Here is an 18,789-nt window from a genome sequence, read left to right as displayed (position 1 = left end):
GTCTTTCACTTGTCCTCGATGATCTCTTCTGGCAGTTCGTCGGGCAGATAGGGGGCCAGCTCCGGTAGTTCCTCCAGGCTGCGCAGGCCCAGCCGTTCCAGGAAGTAGCCGGTGGTGCGGTAGAGGTGCGCCTGGCTCTCGGGGTCCTGCCCGGCGTCCTCGATCAGGCCGCGCAGCGTCAGGGTGCGGATCACCCCGTCGCTGTTGACGCCGCGGATCGCCGAGACGCGGCCCCGGCTCACCGGCTGCCGGTAGGCGACCACGGCCAGCGTCTCCAGCGCCGCCTGAGTGAGGCGCGCCTGCTGGCCGTCGGTCACGAACCGCTCCACGACCGCGGCGCACACGTCCCGGGTGTAGAACCGCCAGCCGCCGGCCACCTCCCTGAGGTCGAACCCGCGGCCCTGCTCGGTGTATTCCGCCGACAGCTCGCGCAGCACGGCGGTGATCTCGTGGGTCGGCCGCTCCAGCAGCTGGGCCAAGGTGATCTCGGCGACCGGCTCGTCCACGACCAGCAGGATCGCCTCGACCGACGCCCGCAGCCCCGGCAGCTCCGCGTCCCCGCTCCCCGGTCCCTCAGTCATCGCGCCCGTCCTTCCGGTCGTTCTCGGCGCCGTCCTCGGGACGGCGGGCGCCCTCGTAGTCCTCGCCGACCGCGATGTCGCCGTCCTCGCTGCCCGTCCAGGTGATGTGCAGCTCGCCCAGCGGCTCGGGCTGCTCGAACGCCACCGCCTGCTCGCGGTACAGCTCAAGCAGCGCCAGGAACCGCGCCACGACCTCGAAGGTGACGTCGCAGTCGTCGATCAGCACCTGGAACGTGGTCTGCCGCAGCTCCCGCATCCGCTCGATGACGATGGCCGCCTGCTCCTTGACGGTGGTCTGCGCCTGGTAGATGTGCTCGACCGACACCGCCGGCGGCGCCTTGGGCGTGAGGGCCTTGGCGGCCAGCCGGGCGAACTGGTCGGGCCCCAGGCCCAGCAGCACCTCCGGCAGCAGGTTGGCGAACCGCGGCTCCATCGGCACCATCCGCGGGAACCGGCGGCTCTGGTCGGCGACCTTCCCGGCGAAGACCCGGGCGACCTCCTTGTAGGCCCGGTACTGCAGCAACCGCGCGAACAGCAGGTCGCGGGCCTCCAGCAGGGCCAGGTCCTCCTCGTCGTCGACCTCCCCGGAGGGCAGCAGCCGGGCCGCCTTGAGGTCGAGGAGCGTCGCGGCGACCAGCAGGAAGTGGCTGGCCTGGTCCAGGTCCCACTCCTTGCCGTACGAGCGGATGTGGGCGATGAAGTCGTCGGTGACCTTGTGCAGCGAGACCTCGGTGATGTCCAGCTTGTGCTTGGAGATCAGCCCCAGCAGCAGGTCGAACGGGCCCTCGAAGTTGTCCAGGTGGACCTGGAAGCCGCGCGCTTCCTCGGCTCCCTGCTCCGGCTCCGGTGCCGTCCCGGCCGCCCCCGACGTTCCGGACGTTCCGTCCACGTCGCTCACGGTAGCCGAGCCCACCCGGTCTCCTCCCCTTCCCGCCCCGTACACCGTCGAAAGAACCATGCTCCCACGTGCGTGCGAGCGCCCGTGCCAACCCGCTTACCAACAGGGCGCCCACGCGAACCCGAACGACACGAAAAGTGTCAAACTTGTCGACCGCATCCCGCAGGACCGCCGGAGGCCCGCGTGCGCGCTGGGTTCGAGTTGCACGGCCGGTACCGGCTGGACGCGCGGCTGGGCCGGGGCGGGATGGGCGAGGTGTGGCGCGGCCACGACCTGGCCCTGGAGCGCCCGGTCGCCGTCAAGATCATGCTCGGGGTTCGGCCGGACGACCAGGCGGTGGCGCGGTTCCGGCGGGAGGCCACGATCGCCGCGCGGCTCCGGCACCCGGGGATCACCGCCGTGCACGACATCGGCCAGGACGGCGACCTGCTCTTCATGATCATGGAGCTACTGGAGGGCGGCGACCTGGCCGCCGTGCTGGCCGCCGTGCCCGGCGGCCTGCCGGTGCCCCGGGCCGCGTCCCTGACCCACCGCGCCCTCGAGGCGCTGGCCGCCGCGCACGCCGGGGGCGTGGTGCACCGCGACCTGAAACCGGCCAATCTGTTCCTCACCGCCGCCGGCGAAGTCAAGATCTGCGACTTCGGGATCGCGCGTGCGGCCGATGCCACCTCCGTCCTCACGGCGAAAGGGCAGGTCTTCGGCACTCCCGCGTACATGTCGCCCGAGCAATGCCGAGGCGAGCCCGCCGACGAGCGGTCCGACCTGTACTCGATGGGCTGCGTGCTGCACGCGCTGCTTACGGGCCGCCCGCCGTTCCCGCCCGGCCCGCCGCTGGAGGTGATGATCCGGCACCGCGAGCACCTCCCCGAGGGCCCTCGGACGCTGCGCCCGGACGTCCCGCCCGAGCTGGACCGGCTCGTCCTGGACCTGCTGGCCAAGGACCCCGCGGACCGCCCCGCCGGCGCAGCCCGGCTCGCGGCGGACCTGGCCGCCTTCGCCGGACCGTCCGCCGCCTCAGGCGGGCCCCGGGACACGGCCCCGCCCGTGCGAGGCCGCACGCTGGAACTCGATGGGGAGGCCATCGGCAGCGCCGTGGAACGGCTGCTCGACGAGGCCGCGCGGCTGGCGACGTCGGACGACTCCCCCGGGCCGGACCCCGACACGCTCAACCTGGTGGGAGCGGCCCTCCTGGACACCGACCCGCTACGGGCCGGAGACCTGCTGGAATGGGCGGCACGGGCGGTGCTCGACCGCCCCATCCGGGGCAGGGACATGAGCAGCCCCAGCGATGATCAGCTGGGCCGGATCGCCGGGACGACGGCCCGCCTGGACGCCCGCCGGGCCGAGCGCGTGGCCCGGTCCATCGCCGCGGAGCGCCTCCGAGCCGAGACGCTGGCCGGCATCGCCGCGGCGCTGGTCCCGCTGGACGCGCCGCACGCGGCCGGGCTCCTGGAGGAGGCGGCCGTCTTCATCGACGGCAGTCCCCGTACCGAACAGTGGGAACTCCGGCACCGGATCCTCGTTCCCGTGGCCCAGGCACTGCATTCCGCGCCGGAGGGCGAACGTGCATTCCTCGGTGCCCTGGACACGGACCGCCGACGCCTTGAAATGCGCCGGGCACTCGCCGTGGAAGCCGCACCCGACGATCCCGACGAGGCGTTGCAGCTCGCCTCCGCCGTCGCCGACGTCGTACGGCGTGCCCAGATGTTGACCGACATCGCCGAACGGGTCGCCGGCTCACACCCCGGCAGGTCCGAGCAGATCGCCCGCATCCTGCTCCTCGCCGGCGGGAAGAGCCACAGGCTCACCACCTACTGCTCCACGCTCAGCCTGCAACTGGTGGTCGAGCGCGTCGCCGCCACGGATCCGGACCACGCCTGCCAGATCATCGGCACGCTTCACCAACACGACCTGAAATTCTTCTCGTGGAAACTGATCACGGACCTGGCACCGGCAATTCCCGCGCGGGTCGAGCAACTGCTCGCCGTCGAGCACAGCCCGCCCCGCGATTTCCGGCTGCCCGGCCGGGTGGCCTCCGCCATGGCCTTGAACCACCCGGAACGCGCCGAGCGGCTGGTCAAGCGGACGCACCGATCCGCGCGGCGCATCGTGCGATCGTTCAAGCGCCGCGACTCGCTCGGCAAGTTCGCCGGGGCCATCGCCCCCGCCTTTCCCGATCGGGCCGAGGCGATAGCCCGCTCCATCGAACGCCCCTTTCCCGGCGCCCTCTCCGAGGTCGCCGTCGGCATGCGGGAGGCGTACCCGGAGCGGGCGGCGCGGCTGGCCGACGGGCTGGCCGAGCCGAGCCGGCGCGACTACGCGCTGAGCTGGATCGCCCCGGAACTGGCCCGCCAGGCCCCGGACCGTGCCGAACGGCTGGCGTCCACCATCACCGGCAGGTCCCTGCACGCGACGACCCTCGCTCGGATCGCGCAGATCCTCGACGGCCGCGAACCGGAGCCGCATCTGCATCAGGACCGGGAAGGCTCCGGCTGGGACAAGGCGAACTCGCCTCGCCGGACCCTCCTCCCTTTCCTACTGGAGGGATTGCCGGACGAATCCCCGGACGAATGAGGGCCGACGCCGGCCGGCGATGGCCGCGTACGGTGTCAGCTCTCGTCGCCGGTGCCGTTCCAGCGGGTCAGGACCTCGCGGGCCAGGCCGCGGTAGGCGTTGGCGCCCATGGAGTTGGGGTCGAAGTAGGTGATCGGCTCGCCCGCGACGGTCGCGTCCGGGAACCGCACGGTCCGGTTGATCACGGTGTGGAAGACCTTCTCGCCGAACGCCTCGACGATCCGGCCCAGGACCTCGCGGGTGTGCAGGGTGCGCGAGTCGTACATGGTGCCGAGCACGCCGTCGATCACCAGTTCGGGGTTGATCCGCCCCTGCACCTTGTCGATGGTCTCCATCAGCAGCGCCACCCCGCGCATCGCGAAGTACTCGCACTCCAGCGGGATCAGCACGCCCTCGCTGGCGGCCAGCGCGTTGACCGTGAGCAGGCCCAGCGACGGCTGGCAGTCGATGAGGATGTAGTCGTAGTGCGGCACCGCCGACTTCAGCGTGTGCGCCAGGATGTACTCCCGGCCGACCTCGTGCACCAGCTGGACCTCGGCGCCGGACAGGTCGATGTTGCTGGGCAGCAGGTCCATGCCGTCGACGCCGGTGTCGATGACGACGTCCTCCCAGTCGGTGTCCGACTCCAGCAGGAGGTTGTGGATCGTCATGTCGAGCTGACGCGGGTCGCCCTTGCCCAGCCCGACCGACAGCGCGCCCTGCGGGTCGAAGTCGACCAGCAGCACCCGGCGGCCGTACTCGGCGAGCGCGGCGCCCAGGTTGATCGTGGTGGTGGTCTTGCCGACCCCGCCCTTCTGGTTGCAGATCGAGACGATCCGGGCCGGGCCGTGCTCGGCCAGCGGCTCCGGTTCGGGGAACTCGGGCACGGGACGCCGAGTCGGCCCGAGGGCCCGGCTCGGATCGGTCGCAATGGTGGCGGAGGAAAGGACCCCCCCTGTGGCCTGCGTGCTCGTCACCAGATCCCTCCCGGTGGCCCGAAAATGCCATCCAGCATCGGGACTCTAGGGCTTGACATCCCCCGTCACAAGCCGACGCGCGCCGTTGGTCGCGATTTGTCGGCGGGCGGGCCCCGGCCGTTCACCGGGCTTCCGGTCAGCCACGCGCGCGCGGGTGGGAGGTGGCGTAGACCTCGCGCAACAGCTGCACCGTCACCAGAGTGTAGACCTGTGTCGTCGTCACCGAGGCGTGTCCGAGCAACTCCTGGACGACGCGGACGTCCGCGCCCCCGTCGAGCAGGTGCGTGGCGAACGAGTGGCGCAGCGTGTGCGGGGAGACCTCCGACAGCTCGGCGCGTTCGGCGGCGGCGCGCAGCACCATCCAGGCGCCCTGCCGCGACAGCCGCCCGCCGCGCGCGTTCAGGAACAGCGCGGGGCCGCCCCGCCCGGCGCGGGCCAGCTCGGGACGGGCCCGCACGAGGTAGGACTCCACGGCGCGCCGGGCGTAGTCGCCGATCGGGACGACGCGGGCCTTGCCGCCCTTCCCGGCGACCCGCGCGAAGCCCTCGTCGAGGTCGAGGTCGTCGACGTCCAGTCCGACCGCTTCGGAGATGCGGGCGCCCGAGCCGTACAGCAGTTCCAGCAGGGCGCTGTCGCGCAGCGCGCGGGCCGCCCCGGCGGCGCCCTCGGCGGCCCCGGCCGCGGCGGCCAGCAGCCGCTCGACCTCGTCGAGCGAGATGGCCTTGGGCAGCCGGCGCGGCGGGGTCGGGGGCTTGACCTCGCGGGCGGGGTCGGTGCCGGTCAGGCCCTCGCGCAGCGCGAAGCGGTGCAGGCCGCGGACGGCGACCACGGCGCGGGCGGCCGACCCGGCCGACAGCGGCGGGTGGTCGGCGTCGCCCTCCCGCAGCCCGGCCAGGAACTCGCGCACGTCGTCCTCGGTGACCTGGTCGATCGCGGTGCGGCCGCGGCCGGTCAGGGCGGCCAGGTAGCGGCGCAGGTCGCGCCGGTAGGAGCTGAGGGTGTTGGCGGCCAGTCCCCGCTCCACGGCGAGATGCCCGAGGTAGGTGCGCACGGCCGAGCCCAGGGGCGTGTCGTCGTGCGCCTCGCCGTCGGTTCCGGGCCGCGCCGGGCTCCGGCCGGTCGTCGTGCTCGGTGACAGTTGCGCACCTCTTCCGGGCGGGGTGGCCGAGTGGGACGAGCCCATCATGCCCCTTCCGGCCACGCAGGGAGATGCCATCCGTACGCACCGCGGGTAGATGTCGCCAGATATCGGTCCGCGGCGCCCGGGCGGCGGCCACCCGGACGCCGGCGGGTCAGCCCTCGGGGGCGTCGACGGGGCGCAGGTCCCGGTAGCCGCGCGCGCGGGCGGCGTGCACGGCCAGGATCCCGGTCGCCGCGATCATGTTGTGCACGTCCCCGGCGAGCACCTTGCGGACGGCCTCCTCCAGCGGCACCCACACCACCGGCATGTCGGCCTCCTCGTGCACCCGCTCGAAGCCGATCTGCTCGGCGGGCACCTCGGTCAGGCCGCGGGCCAGGAAGATCCGGACCCGCTCGTCCGACATCCCGGAGGAGGGCAGGACGTCGACCAGCACGTCCCAGCGGTCGGCGCGGTATCCGGCCTCCTCCAGCAGCTCGCGCTCGGCGAGCCGCCGCAGCGGCTCGCCCGCCACGTCGCGCAGCCCGGCGGGCGCCTCCCACAGCAGGCGGCCGACGGGGTGCCGGTACTGGCGCAGCAGCAGCACCCGGTCGGCGTCGTCGACTGCGAGGATGCCGACCGAGCCGGGATGCTCGATCACGTCCCGGTGGACGAGCTCGGTGGCGGCGCCGTTGGGCATCCGGACCGAGTCGCGCCGCACGCTGAACACGTGCCCCTCGAACTCGCGGGTGGCGCCGGCGACCTCCCAGCGCTCGGGCCGGTCGCACACGTCCGCCACGCCCGGGGCGCCGGCCTCCGGCCCGCTCACGAGGTGGAAACCGCGTCGGCGCCGCCGCGCAGCTCGGCGTAGTCGAGGGCGGCGGAGACCAGCCCGGCGAACAGCGGGTGCGGGCGGGTCGGGCGGGAGCGGAACTCGGGGTGCGCCTGCGTGCCCACGAAGAACGGGTGGGTCTCGCGGGGCAGCTCGACGTACTCGACCAGGCGGCCGTCCGGGGACAGGCCGCTGAACCGCAGCCCGGCGGTCTCCAGCCGCTCGCGGTAGGCGTTGTTGACCTCGTAGCGGTGCCGGTGCCGTTCGGAGATCTTGGCCTCCCCGTACAGCTCCCGGACCACCGAGCCCTCGGCCAGGTCGGCCGGGTAGAGGCCGAGCCGCATGGTGCCGCCCATGTCGCGCTCGCCCGCGACCACGTCGACCTGGTCGGCCATGGTCGCCACCACCGGGTGCGGGGTGGCCGGGTCGAACTCGGCGCTGCCGGCCTCGGCCAGCCCGCCCTGCGACCGGGCGGCCTCGATGACCATGCACTGCAGGCCCAGGCAGATGCCCAGCAGCGGGACGCGGTTCTCCCGGGCGTGCCGGATCGCGCCGAGCTTGCCCTCGATGCCGCGGACGCCGAAGCCGCCGGGGATCAGCACCCCGTCGACGCCGTCGAGCTCGCGGCGGGCGCCCTCGGGGGTCTCGCACTCGTCGCTCTTGACCCAGCGGATGTTGACCTTGGCGTCGTTGCCGAAACCGCCGTGCCGCAGCGCCTCGGTGACCGACAGGTAGGCGTCGGGCAGGTCGATGTACTTGCCGACCAGCGCGATCGTCACCTCGCGGGCGGGGCGGTGGACGCGGCGCAGCAGCTCGTCCCAGGCGCCCCAGTCGACGTCGCGGAACGGCAGGCCGAGCCGGCGCACCACGTAGGCGTCCAGGCCCTCGGAGTGCAGCACCTTGGGGATGTCGTAGATGCTGGCGGCGTCGACGGCCGAGACGACGGCCTCGCGGTCCACGTCGCACATCATGGAGATCTTGTGCTTGAGCCCGTCGGTGATCGGCCGGTCGGAGCGGCAGACGATCGCGTCGGGCTGGATGCCGATGGAGCGCAGCGCCGCCACCGAGTGCTGGGTGGGCTTGGTCTTCAGCTCACCGGAGGGGCCGATGTAGGGCAGCAGCGACACGTGCAGGAAGAAGCAGTTGTCGCGGCCGATCTCGTGCCGGATCTGGCGGACCGACTCCAGGAACGGCTGCGACTCGATGTCGCCGACCGTGCCGCCGACCTCGGTGATGACGATGTCGACCTCGGTGTCGGCGGCCATGCCGCGGATCCGGTCCTTGATCTCGTTGGTGATGTGCGGGATGACCTGGACGGTGTCGCCCAGGTACGCGCCGCGCCGCTCCTTGGCGATCACGTTGGAGTAGACCTGGCCGGTGGTGACGTTGGCGGACCCGTGCAGCTCGGTGTCCAGGAACCGCTCGTAGTGGCCGATGTCGAGGTCGGTCTCGGCCCCGTCGTCGGTCACGAAGACCTCGCCGTGCTGGAACGGGTTCATCGTGCCGGGGTCGACGTTGAGGTAGGGGTCGAGCTTCTGCATGGTGACCCGCAGGCCGCGGAGGGCGAGAAGCCGCCCCAGGCTGGACGCCGTCAGACCCTTGCCGAGGCTGGAGGCGACACCGCCGGTGACGAACAGATGCTTGGTGGGACGTGATCTACCAGTGGCTGCCGAAGGCAAGAAGTCGCTCCCGTGGTCGTTGCGAGGCGGACGGTACCGCACTGTCCACGGGCCACCAGGATAACAGGCACGGCACCGTGGCCCGTCCGGGTCGTGCCCGCGCGGGTATGTCGGGCCCCTGGTCAGCGGCCGGTTCGCCGGGGCGGGGACCGAAACCGGCGCGGGGCCTCGACCCGCGCCGCGAAATCGCCGGTCAGCGCCGCGGTTCGGGTTCCCCCGCCGGCCGGGCGCCCCGTCTCCCGGGGTTCCGGCCGGTCAGATCCGCGGCGCGGCCGTGGGCATGATCGTGCGCAGCTGCCGGGTGAGCTCGTCGATCAGCGAGCGGGCCTGGTCGGCGGCCTGGCGCGCGGCGTCGCGCTCCTGGGACAGCTCGGCGATCGCGGCGCGCTGCTCGGTGACGGCCTGGGCGAGCTGGTCGACCCACTGGTCGCGTTCCTTGAGCTTCTCGGCGACCGCGTCCCGCTCGGCGGCGACCTGGCGCATGCCGGTGACGGCGTTGTCGCGTTCCCGGCCGGCCTGCTCGGTCTGGCCGCGGGCCAGCGTCAGCTCCGACTCGGCGCGCGCCTGCGCCTGGACGGCGGCCTCCCGGCCCCGTTCGGCGGCGTCCCGGCCCTGGACGGCGGCGTCGCGCTCGCGCTCGGCCTTCTTGGCGGCCTCCAGCGACTGGGCGGCGGTGTCGAGGGCCTGCTCGCGCTCGGCCTCGGCGGCCTGGCCGCGGCGCCGGGCGTCCTCGGCCTCCTTGGCCGCCGCGGCGGCGGTGTGCTGGAGGTTCTGGGCCTTCATCTCCGCGTCGGCGGCCTTGGCGCGCAGCCCCGACAGCTCGCCGTGCGCCGTCTCCAGCGCCCGCGACAGCTCGGCGGCCTGCTCGGCCAGCCGGTCGCGCTCGCTCTCGGCGGCGCGGCGGGCGGTGACGGCGTCCTCGACGGCGCGCAGGGCGTCGTCGCGGGCCTCGCTCATCGAGTCCCGCTGGGTGATGGCCTGCCGGACGGTCGCCTCGGCCTCGGCGACCCGGCGCTCGGCCTGCTCCAGCCCGGCCTGCGCCTGCTCCATCTGGGCGCGGGCCTGGTCGGCCTGCGCGCGCGCCTGGTCGGCCTGGACCCGGGCCTGCTCGGCCTGGCCGCGGGCCTGGTCGGCCTGGGCGCGGCCCTGCTGTGCCTGGTTCCAGGCGGCCGCGGCCTCGCGCTGCGCCGTTTCCTTCTCCGCCTGGACGGCCGAGATCTGCGCCTGTGCCTCGGCCTGGGCCTCGGCCATGCGCCGCTCGGCCTCCACCGCGCGCCGGTCGGCCTGCTCGGCCTGACCCCGCGCACGCTGCACCTCGCCCCAGGCCGCCGCCGCGTCCCGCTGCGCCGACTCCTTCTCCGCCTGAATCGCGGAAAGCTGCGCCTGCGCCTCGGCCTGGGCCTCGGCCATGCGCCGCTCGGCCTCCACCGCGCGCCGGTCGGCCTGCTCGGCCTGACCCCGCGCACGCTGCACCTCGCCCCAGGCCGCCGCCGCGTCCCGCTGCGCCGACTCCTTCTCCGACTGGATCGCCGAGACCTGCGACTGGGCGTCGGTCTGCGCCTCGCTGACCTTGCGTTCACCGGCGGCGAGCGCGTCGCCGATGAGGTCGGCCATCTGGCGCAGCCGCTCGACGATGTCCCAGGGTTGGGCCTCGGGCTCGGGCCGGGCCGCGTCGCCGGGCTGCCCCGCGACGGCCTTGATGGGCTGCTGCGCGGCCGCGTCCCGGCCCATGGCGGGCCAGGGCGTACCGGTGTCCTGGACGGGGCGCGAACCCGATCCGTTCAGCTCGCTCACGTGTCTCCTCGCCTGGCGGCGCGGTGCCGCGTTCGCGGGGGCGTCGTACCCATGGTGTTCGCCGCACTCCTCGCCCGGCGTCCGTCGTTCGCCCGGCGGCTCGTCGCATCGCTCACCCAAGGCACTCTAGTGCCGACCAGCACGGCGTTTGCCCAGTTTGGGGTTTACTTTCTTGATCGGCGCGGTCTATTCGCGCGCATCGATCGGCTCCGGACCGCCGACGAGGAGCTTCCTGAGCGCCCGAAACACCGACTCGGCACCGGCCCGGCGGATGCCGCCGGACGCGGCTCGCCGCTTCGCGTGCCGCCGGGCCCCGGGTGGAACAATCGGCGGTCATGGAGCTTCGGACACTCTACCCGCCGATCGAGCCCTACGACTCGGGACTGCTCGACGTCGGCGACGGCGATCAGATCTACTGGGAGGTTTGCGGCGATCCCGAGGGAAAGCCCGCGGTGATGGTGCACGGCGGGCCGGGCGGCGGGTGCAGCGCCGACCACCGCCGGCAGTTCGACCCCGGGGCGTACCGAATCGTCCTGTTCGACCAGCGCAACTGCGGGCGCAGCAAGCCGCACGCCAGCGATCCCGCGGTGTCGCTGGAGGCCAACACCACCTGGAACCTGGTGGCCGACATGGAGCGGCTGCGCGAGCACCTGGGCATCGAGCGCTGGCTGGTGTTCGGCGGGTCGTGGGGCAGCGCGCTGTCGCTTGCGTACGCCCAGGCCCACCCGGACCGGGTCACCGAACTGGTGCTGCGCGGCATCTTCATGCTGCGGCCGTTCGAGCTCTACTGGTTCTACCAGGAGGGCGCCTCGCTGCTGTTCCCCGACCTGTGGGAGGACTTCCTGGCGCCGATCCCCGAGGACGAGCGCGAGGACCTGCTGTCGGCGTACGCCGAGCGGCTGAACTCCCCCGACCCGGAGGTGCGGGTGCCCGCGGGCCGGGCGTGGTCGCAGTGGGAGGGACGGACGGTCACGCTTCGTCCGAACCCGGACCTGGCCGACTCCTTCGGCGAGGCCGACTACGCGGTCTCCTTCGCCCGCATCGAGAACCACTACTTCGTCAACGAGGGGTTCTTCGAGGACGAGCAGCTGCTGCGGGACGTGGACCAGATCCGGCACATCCCGGCGGTGATCGTGCAGGGCCGGTACGACGTGTGCACGCCGGCGGCCACCGCTTGGGACCTGCACCGCGCCTGGCCGGAGGCGGAATTCCACCTCGTGGACGACGCCGGGCACGCCTACAGCGAGCCGGGGATCCTGCACCGGCTGATCGAGGCCACCGACCGGTTCGCCCGCTCCGGCGGCTGACCTGGCACCGCCGCCCGGCGGTGCCAGGCGGCGCTGCCGGGCGCCGCCGGGCGGCGCAACCCTCCCACCTCGCGTGACGCAACGTGACGCCCGCCGCACAGAGTCAGTTGACAACGAGATCGTGTGATTCACGTCACAAAAATGAGACATAAAAAGCGTCATCTGCTCGTAACAAATCACTAGAGTGGCCCCCGATCGACTGTCCCCCGCCGCCTGCCACCCAACCCGGGTAACCCCTGCGTGCGGCCGGGAAAAGCGCCCTCCGAGCGCCGCGAAATGCCACCAGAATGACCTGGAAAATGCCAAAGCATTTGGTTATACCCACTCCCGGTCACCCTAAACATCGCGTGGATAACATTCCGTAGCGATCAGGGCGGGAGATTCGCTAAATTACCTGCACATGGCAGCGCAACCCCTGCAATCGCCCGTTGACCGATCCGGACCGGACCCGACAATACGGCTGGAGGAGCCTGCGCTGGCGGACGGCCCGGAGTTGTGGCGCCTGGCGCGGGACTCACGAGTTCTCGACGTGAACTCCCCCTACAGTTACGTGCTGTGGTGCCGGGATTTCGCCCGCACCTCGGTGGTGGCCAGGGACGGTTCGGTGCCCTGCGGCTTCATCACCGGCTACGCGCGCCCCGAGCGGCCCGACACGCTCTTCGTCTGGCAGGTCGCCGTCGACCCCGGATACCGGGGCCAGGGATTGGCCAGGCGCATGCTGGACGGCCTGGGCGACCGGGCCGCGGCCCTGGGGTGCCGCTACGTGGAGGCCACCGTCACACCTGACAACACCGCCTCCACCAGGATGTTCGAGTCCTTCGCCCGCGGCCGCGGCTGCGCCTTGGCGCGCAGCCCGCTGTTCGGCCCCGAGCACTTCCCCGAGGGGCATGAGCCCGAGGTGCTCTTCCGCATCGGCCCCCTCCCACCGCCCGCCCAGGCCGCGCAGGCCGGGCAGGCGGCCGGCACCGTGCCCGGCGGCGCCGCTCGCGGAGAAGGAGCGGCCGGCTGACCCGCACCGGCACGGAGCGGGGCCCTCCGGCTCCCTCCGTGCGCAGCGGCCTGCCCGTTTTCAGCCCGTTGGCAACCCGTTCGCACCATGTTCACAATCCATCCGCACTGCACCATCCACCCGACTGCCGGAGGCAGAAACATGGATGTTTTCGCTCACCTGGAATCTGAAGTCCGCGGCTACTGCAGGAGCTGGCCGACCGTGTTCAGCACCGCGCGCGGCAGCCACATGACCGATGAGAACGGCAAGACCTACCTCGACTTCTTCGCCGGCGCGGGAACGCTCAACTACGGGCACAACAACCCGCAGCTTAAACAGCGGCTCATGGACTACTTCGCGAGCGACGCGGTAGTCCATGGGCTGGACATGTACACGGTCGCCAAACGCGACTTCCTGGATCGTTTCAATGAGCTCGTGCTCGCTCCGCGAGGGCTCGACTACAAAATCCAGTTCCCCGGCCCGGCGGGCAACCACTCGGTCGAGGCGGCGTTGAAACTGGCCCGTAAATACACCGGGCGGGAGAGCGTCATCAGCTTCACCAACGCCTTCCACGGCATGACGCTGGGTGCGCTCGCGGTGACCGGGAACACCATGAAGCGGCACGGCGCCGGGGTGCCGCTGGGCCACGGCGTGGCGATGCCGTACGACAACTACCTCGACGGCCGCACTCCCGACTTCCTGCTGCTGGAGACGATGCTGGACGACAGCGGCAGCGGCCTCGACAAGCCCGCCGCGGTGATCGTCGAGACCGTCCAGGGCGAGGGCGGCATCAACGTGGCCACCGCCGAGTGGCTGCGCGGCCTGGCCGACCTGTGCAAGCGGCACGACATCCTGCTGATCGTCGACGACGTGCAGATGGGCTGCGGCCGCACCGGGGCGTTCTTCAGCTTCGAAGAGGCCGGGATCAAGCCCGACATCGTCTGCCTGTCCAAGTCGCTCAGCGGCTACGGGCTGCCGTTCGCGATCACGCTGATGCGGCGGGACCTGGACGTGTGGGAGCCCGGCGAGCACAACGGCACCTTCCGCGGCTTCAACCCGGCCTTCATCACCGCCATCGCCGCCCTCGAGGACTACTGGATCGGCGAGGGCATGGAGAAGCAGACCCTGGCCAAGGGCGAGCGGGTGGAGCGGGCGCTCAACGCGATCGCGCTGGAGCACGCCGGCGCGGTCGACGGCGTCCGGGGCCGCGGGCTGGCCTGGGGCCTGGTCATGCGGGACGCCGAGGTGGCCCCGCGGGTGTGCGCCGAGGCGTTCGACCGCGGGCTGCTGATGGAGACCTCCGGCCCCGAGAGCGAGGTGGTCAAGCTGCTGCCGCCGCTCACCACCACCGAGGCCGAGCTCGACCAGGGCCTGGAGATCATCGCCGAGTCGCTGCGCGCCGTCCGGGAGACGGTCGTGGTCTGACCGCGCCCGCGGCCCACGCTTCCCGGCCGGCGCATCCGGCCCGCTGAACGAAAGGAGACACCAGTGATCGTCCGATCTCTCAAGGACATCATCGGCACCGAGCGCGATGTGCACGCCCCGACGTGGTGCAGCCGCCGCTTCGTCCTGGCCGGCGACAAGGTCGGCTTCTCCCTGCACGACACCGTCCTGTACGCCGGCACCTCCACCAAGATGTGGTACGCCAACCACATCGAGGCCGTCTACTGCATCGAGGGCGAGGGCGAGCTCGTCAACGACGAGAACGGCGAGAAGCACCGCATCGAGCCCGGCGTGATGTACCTGCTCGACGGGCACGAGCACCACACCCTGAACGCCAAGACCGACGTGCGCGTCGTCTGCGTCTTCAACCCGCCCGTCACCGGCCAAGAGGTCCATGACGAGAACGGTGTCTACCCCCTGCTCACCCTGGACGAGGAGGACGCATGAGCATCATCGAGAGCCACCCGAGCCTGGACGACCCCTACCCCACCCGCAAGTGCGCCGAGGCCGCGCTGCTGTACCGGCAGGACCCGGTGGTGCACGGCGCCCCCGAGGACGGGCCGATCGACGCCGCCACGCTCCACTCGTTCGAGGCCAACGGCTTCCTCTCCGTCGACGAGCTGCTGCGCCCCGAGGAGGTCGAGGACTACCGGGCCGAGCTGCGCCGGCTGTCGGCCGACCCGGAGGTGCTGCGCGACGAGCGCACCGTGACCGAGCGCGGCTCGGACGAGGTCCGCTCGATCTTCGAGGTGCACAAGGTCAGCGAGGTGTTCGCCGGGCTCGTGCGCGACCCGCGCGTGGTGGGCCGGGCCCGGCAGATTTTGGGTTCGGATGTTTACGTGCATCAGAGCCGGGTGAATTACAAGCCAGGATTCACAGGCAAGGACTTCTACTGGCACTCCGACTTCGAGACCTGGCATGCCGAGGACGGCATGCCCCGGATGCGTGCGGTCAGCATCTCGATCGCGCTCACCGAGAACTTCGTGCACAACGGCGCTCTCATGATCATGCCGGGGTCGCACAAGACGTTCGTGTCGTGCGTCGGCGAGACGCCGGACGACCACTACAAGGAGTCCTTGAAGAGCCAGGAGATCGGCACGCCCGATCCCAACAGCCTCTCGATCCTCGCCGACAAGCACGGGATCGAGCTGTTCACGGGCCCGGCGGGCTCGGCCACGATGTTCGACTGCAACTGCATGCACGGCTCCAACGGCAACATCACCCCGTTCCCGCGCTCGAACGTCTTCATCGTGTTCAACAGCGTGGAGAACGCCTGCACAGAGCCGTTCTCGGCGGACGCGCCGCGGCCGTCGTTCATCGGCGCCCGCGATTTCACTCCGGTCAGGGCGTAACCCCTGGCGCTGCCGCGCCGATTCCCCTAGAAGTCTTCCGATCACCGTCCCCGATCCACGTCCCCGACCACCACCTTGCGACCGCCGGGAGCCCTTGTGGCCCCGGCGGTCGCAAGGCATCAGAAGGAGTTCGACGATGACTTCCTCAAGACGCGATTTTCTGCGCACCGCGACCTTGCTGGCCGGCGGCGTGTCGCTGGCCGCCGCCGGCTGCGCGACCACCGACCCGGAGGCCGAGCGCAAGGGCGGCGGCACGTTGGCGCGTGCCAAACAAGAAGGCAAGATCAAGGTCGGCTTCGCCAACGAGGCGCCCTACGGGTTCACCGACAAGTCCGGCAAGCTCACCGGAGAGGCGCCGGAGCTGGCGAAGGTGATCTTCAAGGAGCTGGGGATCGCCAACGTCGAGGGAGTCCAGGTCGACTTCGGCGGGCTGATCGCCGGACTGAACGCCAAGCGGTTCGACGTGATCGCGGCCGGCATGTTCATCAACAAGGAGCGGTGCGGCTCGGTCGCCTTCTCCGACCCCGACTACGTGGCCAAGAGCGCGTTCATGGTGCCCAAGGGCAACCCGAAGAAGATCCTCAAGTTCGAGGACGTCGTCAAGACCAAGGCCGACATCGGCGTGCTCACCGGCGCGGTCGAGGGCGGCTACGCCGAGAAGCTGGGCGTGCCGAAGGGGCAGATCAAGACCTTCGCCGACCAGCCCAGCGCCTACGAGGGCCTCAAGGCCAAGCGGATCGACGCGATCGCGCTGACCCGCATCTCGCTCGCCGACCTGATGTCCAAGCACAAGGACGAGCCGTTCGAGGTCACCGACGCGTTCACGCCGATCATCGACGGCAAGGAGCAGCTCGGCGCCGGCGGCTTCGCCTTCCGCAAGGCCGACGCCGACCTGCTCAAGGCGTTCAACGACAAGCTGGCCCAGCTCAAGCAGCAGAACAAGCTGCTGCCGATCATCCAGCCGTTCGGGTTCACCCAAGCCGAGTTGCCCGGGCCGGACGACACCGCCGCCAAGTTCTGCCAGGTCTGACCCGTGGGCGAAGTCCTCGACAGCTACCAGCTCCTGCTGCGGGGCGCGCTGATCACCGTCCAGCTCACGCTGTACGGGAGCGCGCTGGCCCTGGTGCTCGCGATCATCTTCGGGCTGGCCGGCACGTCCCGCAGCCGCGCCGTCCGCACGCTGAACCGGGTCTACGTGGAGTTCTTCCGCGGCACCGCGACCCTGGTGCTGATGTTCTGGTTCTTCTACGCGCTGCCGCTGATCGGATTCCGGTTCACGCCGATGTTCGCCGCGGTGCTCGCGCTCGGCCTCAACGTCGGCGCGTACGGTGCGGAAGTGGTCCGCGGCTCCGTCAACGCGGTGCCCCGGACCCAGTACGAGGCCACGGTGGCGCTCAACTTCACGCCGTGGCAGCGGATGCGGCGGGTGCTGCTGCCGCAGGCGGTGGCGCTGATGCTGCCGCCGTTCGGGAACCTGCTGATCGAGCTGATGAAGGGCTCGGCGATCGTGTCCCTGATCACCATCGGCGATCTGACGTTCCGCGCCAAGCAGATCCAGTCCTCCACCGGCGAGACGCTGTGGACCTACGTGGCCATCCTGTTGATCTACTTCGTGATCGCCCAGCTGCTGCAGCTGTTCGTGCGGTACGCCGAGCGGCGGGTGGACCGGATGCTCGGCCGCCGGCCCAGCGGTAAACAGCCCGTCGGCACACTCGCCGGTGCGGGGGTGAAGGGCTGATGACCTGGGACTGGACCTACACCGGGGAGTTCCTCCCCGATCTGCTCGCCGGCCTGCGCATCACCATCGTGGCCACCCTGCTGGGCTACCTGCTCGCGCTGGTGCTGGGCCTGGTGTGGACGATGCTGCGCCGCTCCCCCCCTCGCCGTGGTCAGCCAGACCACCCGCTGGGTGGTGGAGTTCATCCGCAGCACCCCCCTGCTGGTGCAGCTGTTCTTCATCTTCTACGTGCTCCCCTCGGCCGGGATCACGCTCGGGCCGCTCACCGCGGGGGTGATCGGGCTGGGCCTGCACTACTCGGCCTATACCGCAGAGGTGTACCGAGCGGGGATCGACGACGTCCCCCGCGGGCAATGGGAGGCGACCGTCGCGCTCAACCTGCCCAAGCGGCGGGTATGGCAGGACGTGATCCTGCCTCAGGCCGTCCGCAAGGTCGTGCCGACACTCGGGAACTACCTCATCGCCATGTTCAAGGACTCGCCGCTGCTGCTGGCGATCAACGTCGTGGAACTGCTCGGCGCGGCGTACCAGACCGGTTCGCAGAGCCTGAAGTTCCTTGAGCCGATCACGGTCGTCGGCCTGCTGTTCGTCGTCGTCAGCGTCGTGTCTTCCATTCTCGTCCGTCGCCTGGAGAGGCGCTATGCCACCTACTGATGCCACACCCGCGGCCCCGCCCCCCGAGAAGGCGCCGGGCGCACCGCTCGCCAAGGGTGACGGGGCGCCGCTGAAGAAGGGGCCCAGCCAGGCCCCCGGGATCCTCTTCGAGAAGGTCGTCAAGCGCTTCGGCCAGAACGTCGTCCTGCGCGAGCTCGACTTCACCGTCGCGCCCGGGGAGCGGGTCACGCTGATCGGGCCCAGCGGCTCGGGCAAGACGACCATCCTGCGGCTGCTGATGACCTTGGAGAAGATCAACGACGGCGTGATCCGGGTGGGCGACGAGCCGCTGTCGCACATGGACCGGGGCGGGAAGCTCGTCCCGGCCAACGAGAAACACCTGCACGAGATGCGCAAGAAGATCGGCATGGTGTTCCAGCAGTTCAACCTGTTCCCCAACATGAACGTGCTGCGCAACCTCACCGAGGGCCCCGTGCACGTGCTGGGGGTGTCCAAGGAGGAGGCCGCCGACCGGGGCCGCAAGCTGCTGGACCTGGTGGGCCTGGCCGACAAGGCCGAGGCCCATCCGACCCAGCTGTCGGGCGGGCAGCAGCAGCGCGTCGCGATCGCCCGCGCGCTGGCGATGGAGCCCAAGGTCCTGCTCCTGGACGAGGTGACCTCGGCCCTGGACCCCGAACTGGTCGTGGGCGTGCAGGACCTGCTGCGCGACATCGCGATGGAGAGCGACCTGACGATCCTGTGCGTGACGCACGAGATGGGCTTCGCCAAGGACATCTCCGACCGGGTGCTGATGTTCGACCAGGGCCAGATCGTGGAGGAGGGCCCGCCGGAGCAGATCTTCGGCGAGCCGTCCGAGCAGCGCACGCGCGATTTCCTGCAGGCGGTCCTGGCCTCCTAGGACCCGCCGGCGTGCCG

At 71.2% G+C, this 18,789-nt stretch carries 16 protein-coding genes and 1 pseudogene; 10 read left to right on the top strand and 7 right to left on the bottom strand.

The window, feature by feature from the left end; translation table 11 throughout:
* Window positions 1–5: 5 nt before the first annotated feature.
* Both scpB and ABD340_RS08220 read right to left on the bottom strand, forming a co-directional pair.
* A complete protein-coding gene (gene scpB / locus ABD340_RS08225) occupies window positions 6–581 on the bottom strand; it encodes an SMC-Scp complex subunit ScpB (RefSeq protein WP_344587994.1) in 576 nt (191 codons plus the stop codon).
* Window positions 574–1,470, bottom strand: coding sequence for a segregation and condensation protein A (locus ABD340_RS08220; RefSeq protein WP_344587993.1), 897 nt, complete (start codon window positions 1,468–1,470; stop codon window positions 574–576). The genes scpB and ABD340_RS08220 overlap by 8 nt, the downstream gene beginning before the upstream one ends.
* Window positions 1,471–1,662: 192 nt before the next feature.
* Here ABD340_RS08220 and ABD340_RS08215 point away from each other — a divergent pair, with 192 nt between their 5' ends.
* Complete coding sequence (locus ABD340_RS08215) at window positions 1,663–4,053, top strand: serine/threonine-protein kinase (protein ID WP_344587992.1); 2,391 nt, start codon at window positions 1,663–1,665, stop codon at window positions 4,051–4,053.
* A 35-nt stretch (window positions 4,054–4,088) separates the two neighbouring features.
* On the opposite strand, the gene ABD340_RS08210 is transcribed toward ABD340_RS08215, so the two are convergent.
* The 5 genes from ABD340_RS08210 to ABD340_RS08190 all read right to left on the bottom strand — a co-directional run bounded on the left by ABD340_RS08210 (window position 4,089) and on the right by ABD340_RS08190 (window position 10,431).
* Window positions 4,089–4,964, bottom strand: coding sequence for a ParA family protein (locus tag ABD340_RS08210; protein ID WP_344588092.1), 876 nt, complete (start codon window positions 4,962–4,964; stop codon window positions 4,089–4,091).
* 181 nt (window positions 4,965–5,145) lie between these two features.
* Window positions 5,146–6,225 (bottom strand): site-specific tyrosine recombinase XerD, encoded by a 1,080-nt coding sequence (xerD, locus tag ABD340_RS08205; RefSeq protein ID WP_344587991.1) that lies wholly within the window; start codon window positions 6,223–6,225, stop codon window positions 5,146–5,148.
* A gap of 76 nt (window positions 6,226–6,301) precedes the next feature.
* Complete coding sequence (locus ABD340_RS08200) at window positions 6,302–6,955, bottom strand: NUDIX domain-containing protein (RefSeq protein WP_344587990.1); 654 nt, start codon at window positions 6,953–6,955, stop codon at window positions 6,302–6,304.
* Window positions 6,952–8,637 carry a CTP synthase gene (pyrG, locus tag ABD340_RS08195; protein ID WP_344587989.1) on the bottom strand — a complete coding sequence of 562 codons (1,686 nt, stop codon included), beginning with the start codon at window positions 8,635–8,637 and terminating at the stop codon, window positions 6,952–6,954. Before pyrG ends, ABD340_RS08200 begins: the two co-directional genes overlap by 4 nt.
* A 255-nt stretch (window positions 8,638–8,892) precedes the next feature.
* Window positions 8,893–10,431, bottom strand: coding sequence for a coiled-coil domain-containing protein (locus tag ABD340_RS08190; RefSeq protein ID WP_344587988.1), 1,539 nt, complete (start codon window positions 10,429–10,431; stop codon window positions 8,893–8,895).
* Between the two features lie 335 nt (window positions 10,432–10,766).
* Between ABD340_RS08190 and pip the strand changes: the two genes are divergently transcribed.
* The 9 genes and pseudogenes from pip (at window position 10,767) to ehuA (ending at window position 18,772) form a co-directional block, all read left to right on the top strand.
* The gene (gene pip / locus ABD340_RS08185; protein ID WP_344587987.1) at window positions 10,767–11,738 is read left to right on the top strand and encodes a prolyl aminopeptidase; all 972 of its coding nucleotides are present in this window, start codon (window positions 10,767–10,769) and stop codon (window positions 11,736–11,738) included.
* Between the two features lie 400 nt (window positions 11,739–12,138).
* Window positions 12,139–12,747 carry a diaminobutyrate acetyltransferase gene (ectA, locus tag ABD340_RS08180; RefSeq protein ID WP_344587986.1) on the top strand — a complete coding sequence of 203 codons (609 nt, stop codon included), beginning with the start codon at window positions 12,139–12,141 and terminating at the stop codon, window positions 12,745–12,747.
* A 141-nt stretch (window positions 12,748–12,888) separates the two neighbouring features.
* Window positions 12,889–14,151: a diaminobutyrate--2-oxoglutarate transaminase gene (gene ectB / locus ABD340_RS08175; protein ID WP_344587985.1), complete on the top strand. Its 1,263-nt coding sequence runs from the start codon at window positions 12,889–12,891 to the stop codon at window positions 14,149–14,151.
* A gap of 63 nt (window positions 14,152–14,214) precedes the next feature.
* A complete protein-coding gene (locus ABD340_RS08170; RefSeq protein WP_344587984.1) occupies window positions 14,215–14,616 on the top strand; it encodes an ectoine synthase in 402 nt (133 codons plus the stop codon).
* A complete protein-coding gene (thpD, locus tag ABD340_RS08165; protein WP_344587982.1) occupies window positions 14,613–15,521 on the top strand; it encodes an ectoine hydroxylase in 909 nt (302 codons plus the stop codon). Before ABD340_RS08170 ends, thpD begins: the two co-directional genes overlap by 4 nt.
* Window positions 15,522–15,657: 136 nt before the next feature.
* Window positions 15,658–16,551: an ectoine/hydroxyectoine ABC transporter substrate-binding protein EhuB gene (ehuB, locus tag ABD340_RS08160; protein ID WP_344587981.1), complete on the top strand. Its 894-nt coding sequence runs from the start codon at window positions 15,658–15,660 to the stop codon at window positions 16,549–16,551.
* A 3-nt stretch (window positions 16,552–16,554) separates the two neighbouring features.
* Window positions 16,555–17,259, top strand: a complete 705-nt coding sequence (gene ehuC / locus ABD340_RS08155; protein ID WP_344587980.1) for an ectoine/hydroxyectoine ABC transporter permease subunit EhuC — start codon at window positions 16,555–16,557, stop codon at window positions 17,257–17,259.
* Window positions 17,259–17,913: pseudogene (ehuD, locus tag ABD340_RS08150) on the top strand (ectoine/hydroxyectoine ABC transporter permease subunit EhuD). The gene ehuC and the pseudogene ehuD overlap by 1 nt, the downstream one beginning before the upstream one ends.
* Window positions 17,900–18,772, top strand: coding sequence for an ectoine/hydroxyectoine ABC transporter ATP-binding protein EhuA (gene ehuA / locus ABD340_RS08145; protein ID WP_344587979.1), 873 nt, complete (start codon window positions 17,900–17,902; stop codon window positions 18,770–18,772). Before ehuD ends, ehuA begins: the two are co-directional and overlap by 14 nt.
* The last annotated feature ends 17 nt before the right edge of the window (window positions 18,773–18,789 follow it).

Source organism: Actinomadura vinacea (assembly GCF_039532545.1).
Taxonomy (GTDB): Bacteria; Actinomycetota; Actinomycetes; order Streptosporangiales; family Streptosporangiaceae; genus Spirillospora; species Spirillospora vinacea.
The sequence above is the reverse complement of the archived record's forward strand: the minus strand, read 5'-3'. Positions and strand labels throughout refer to the sequence as shown.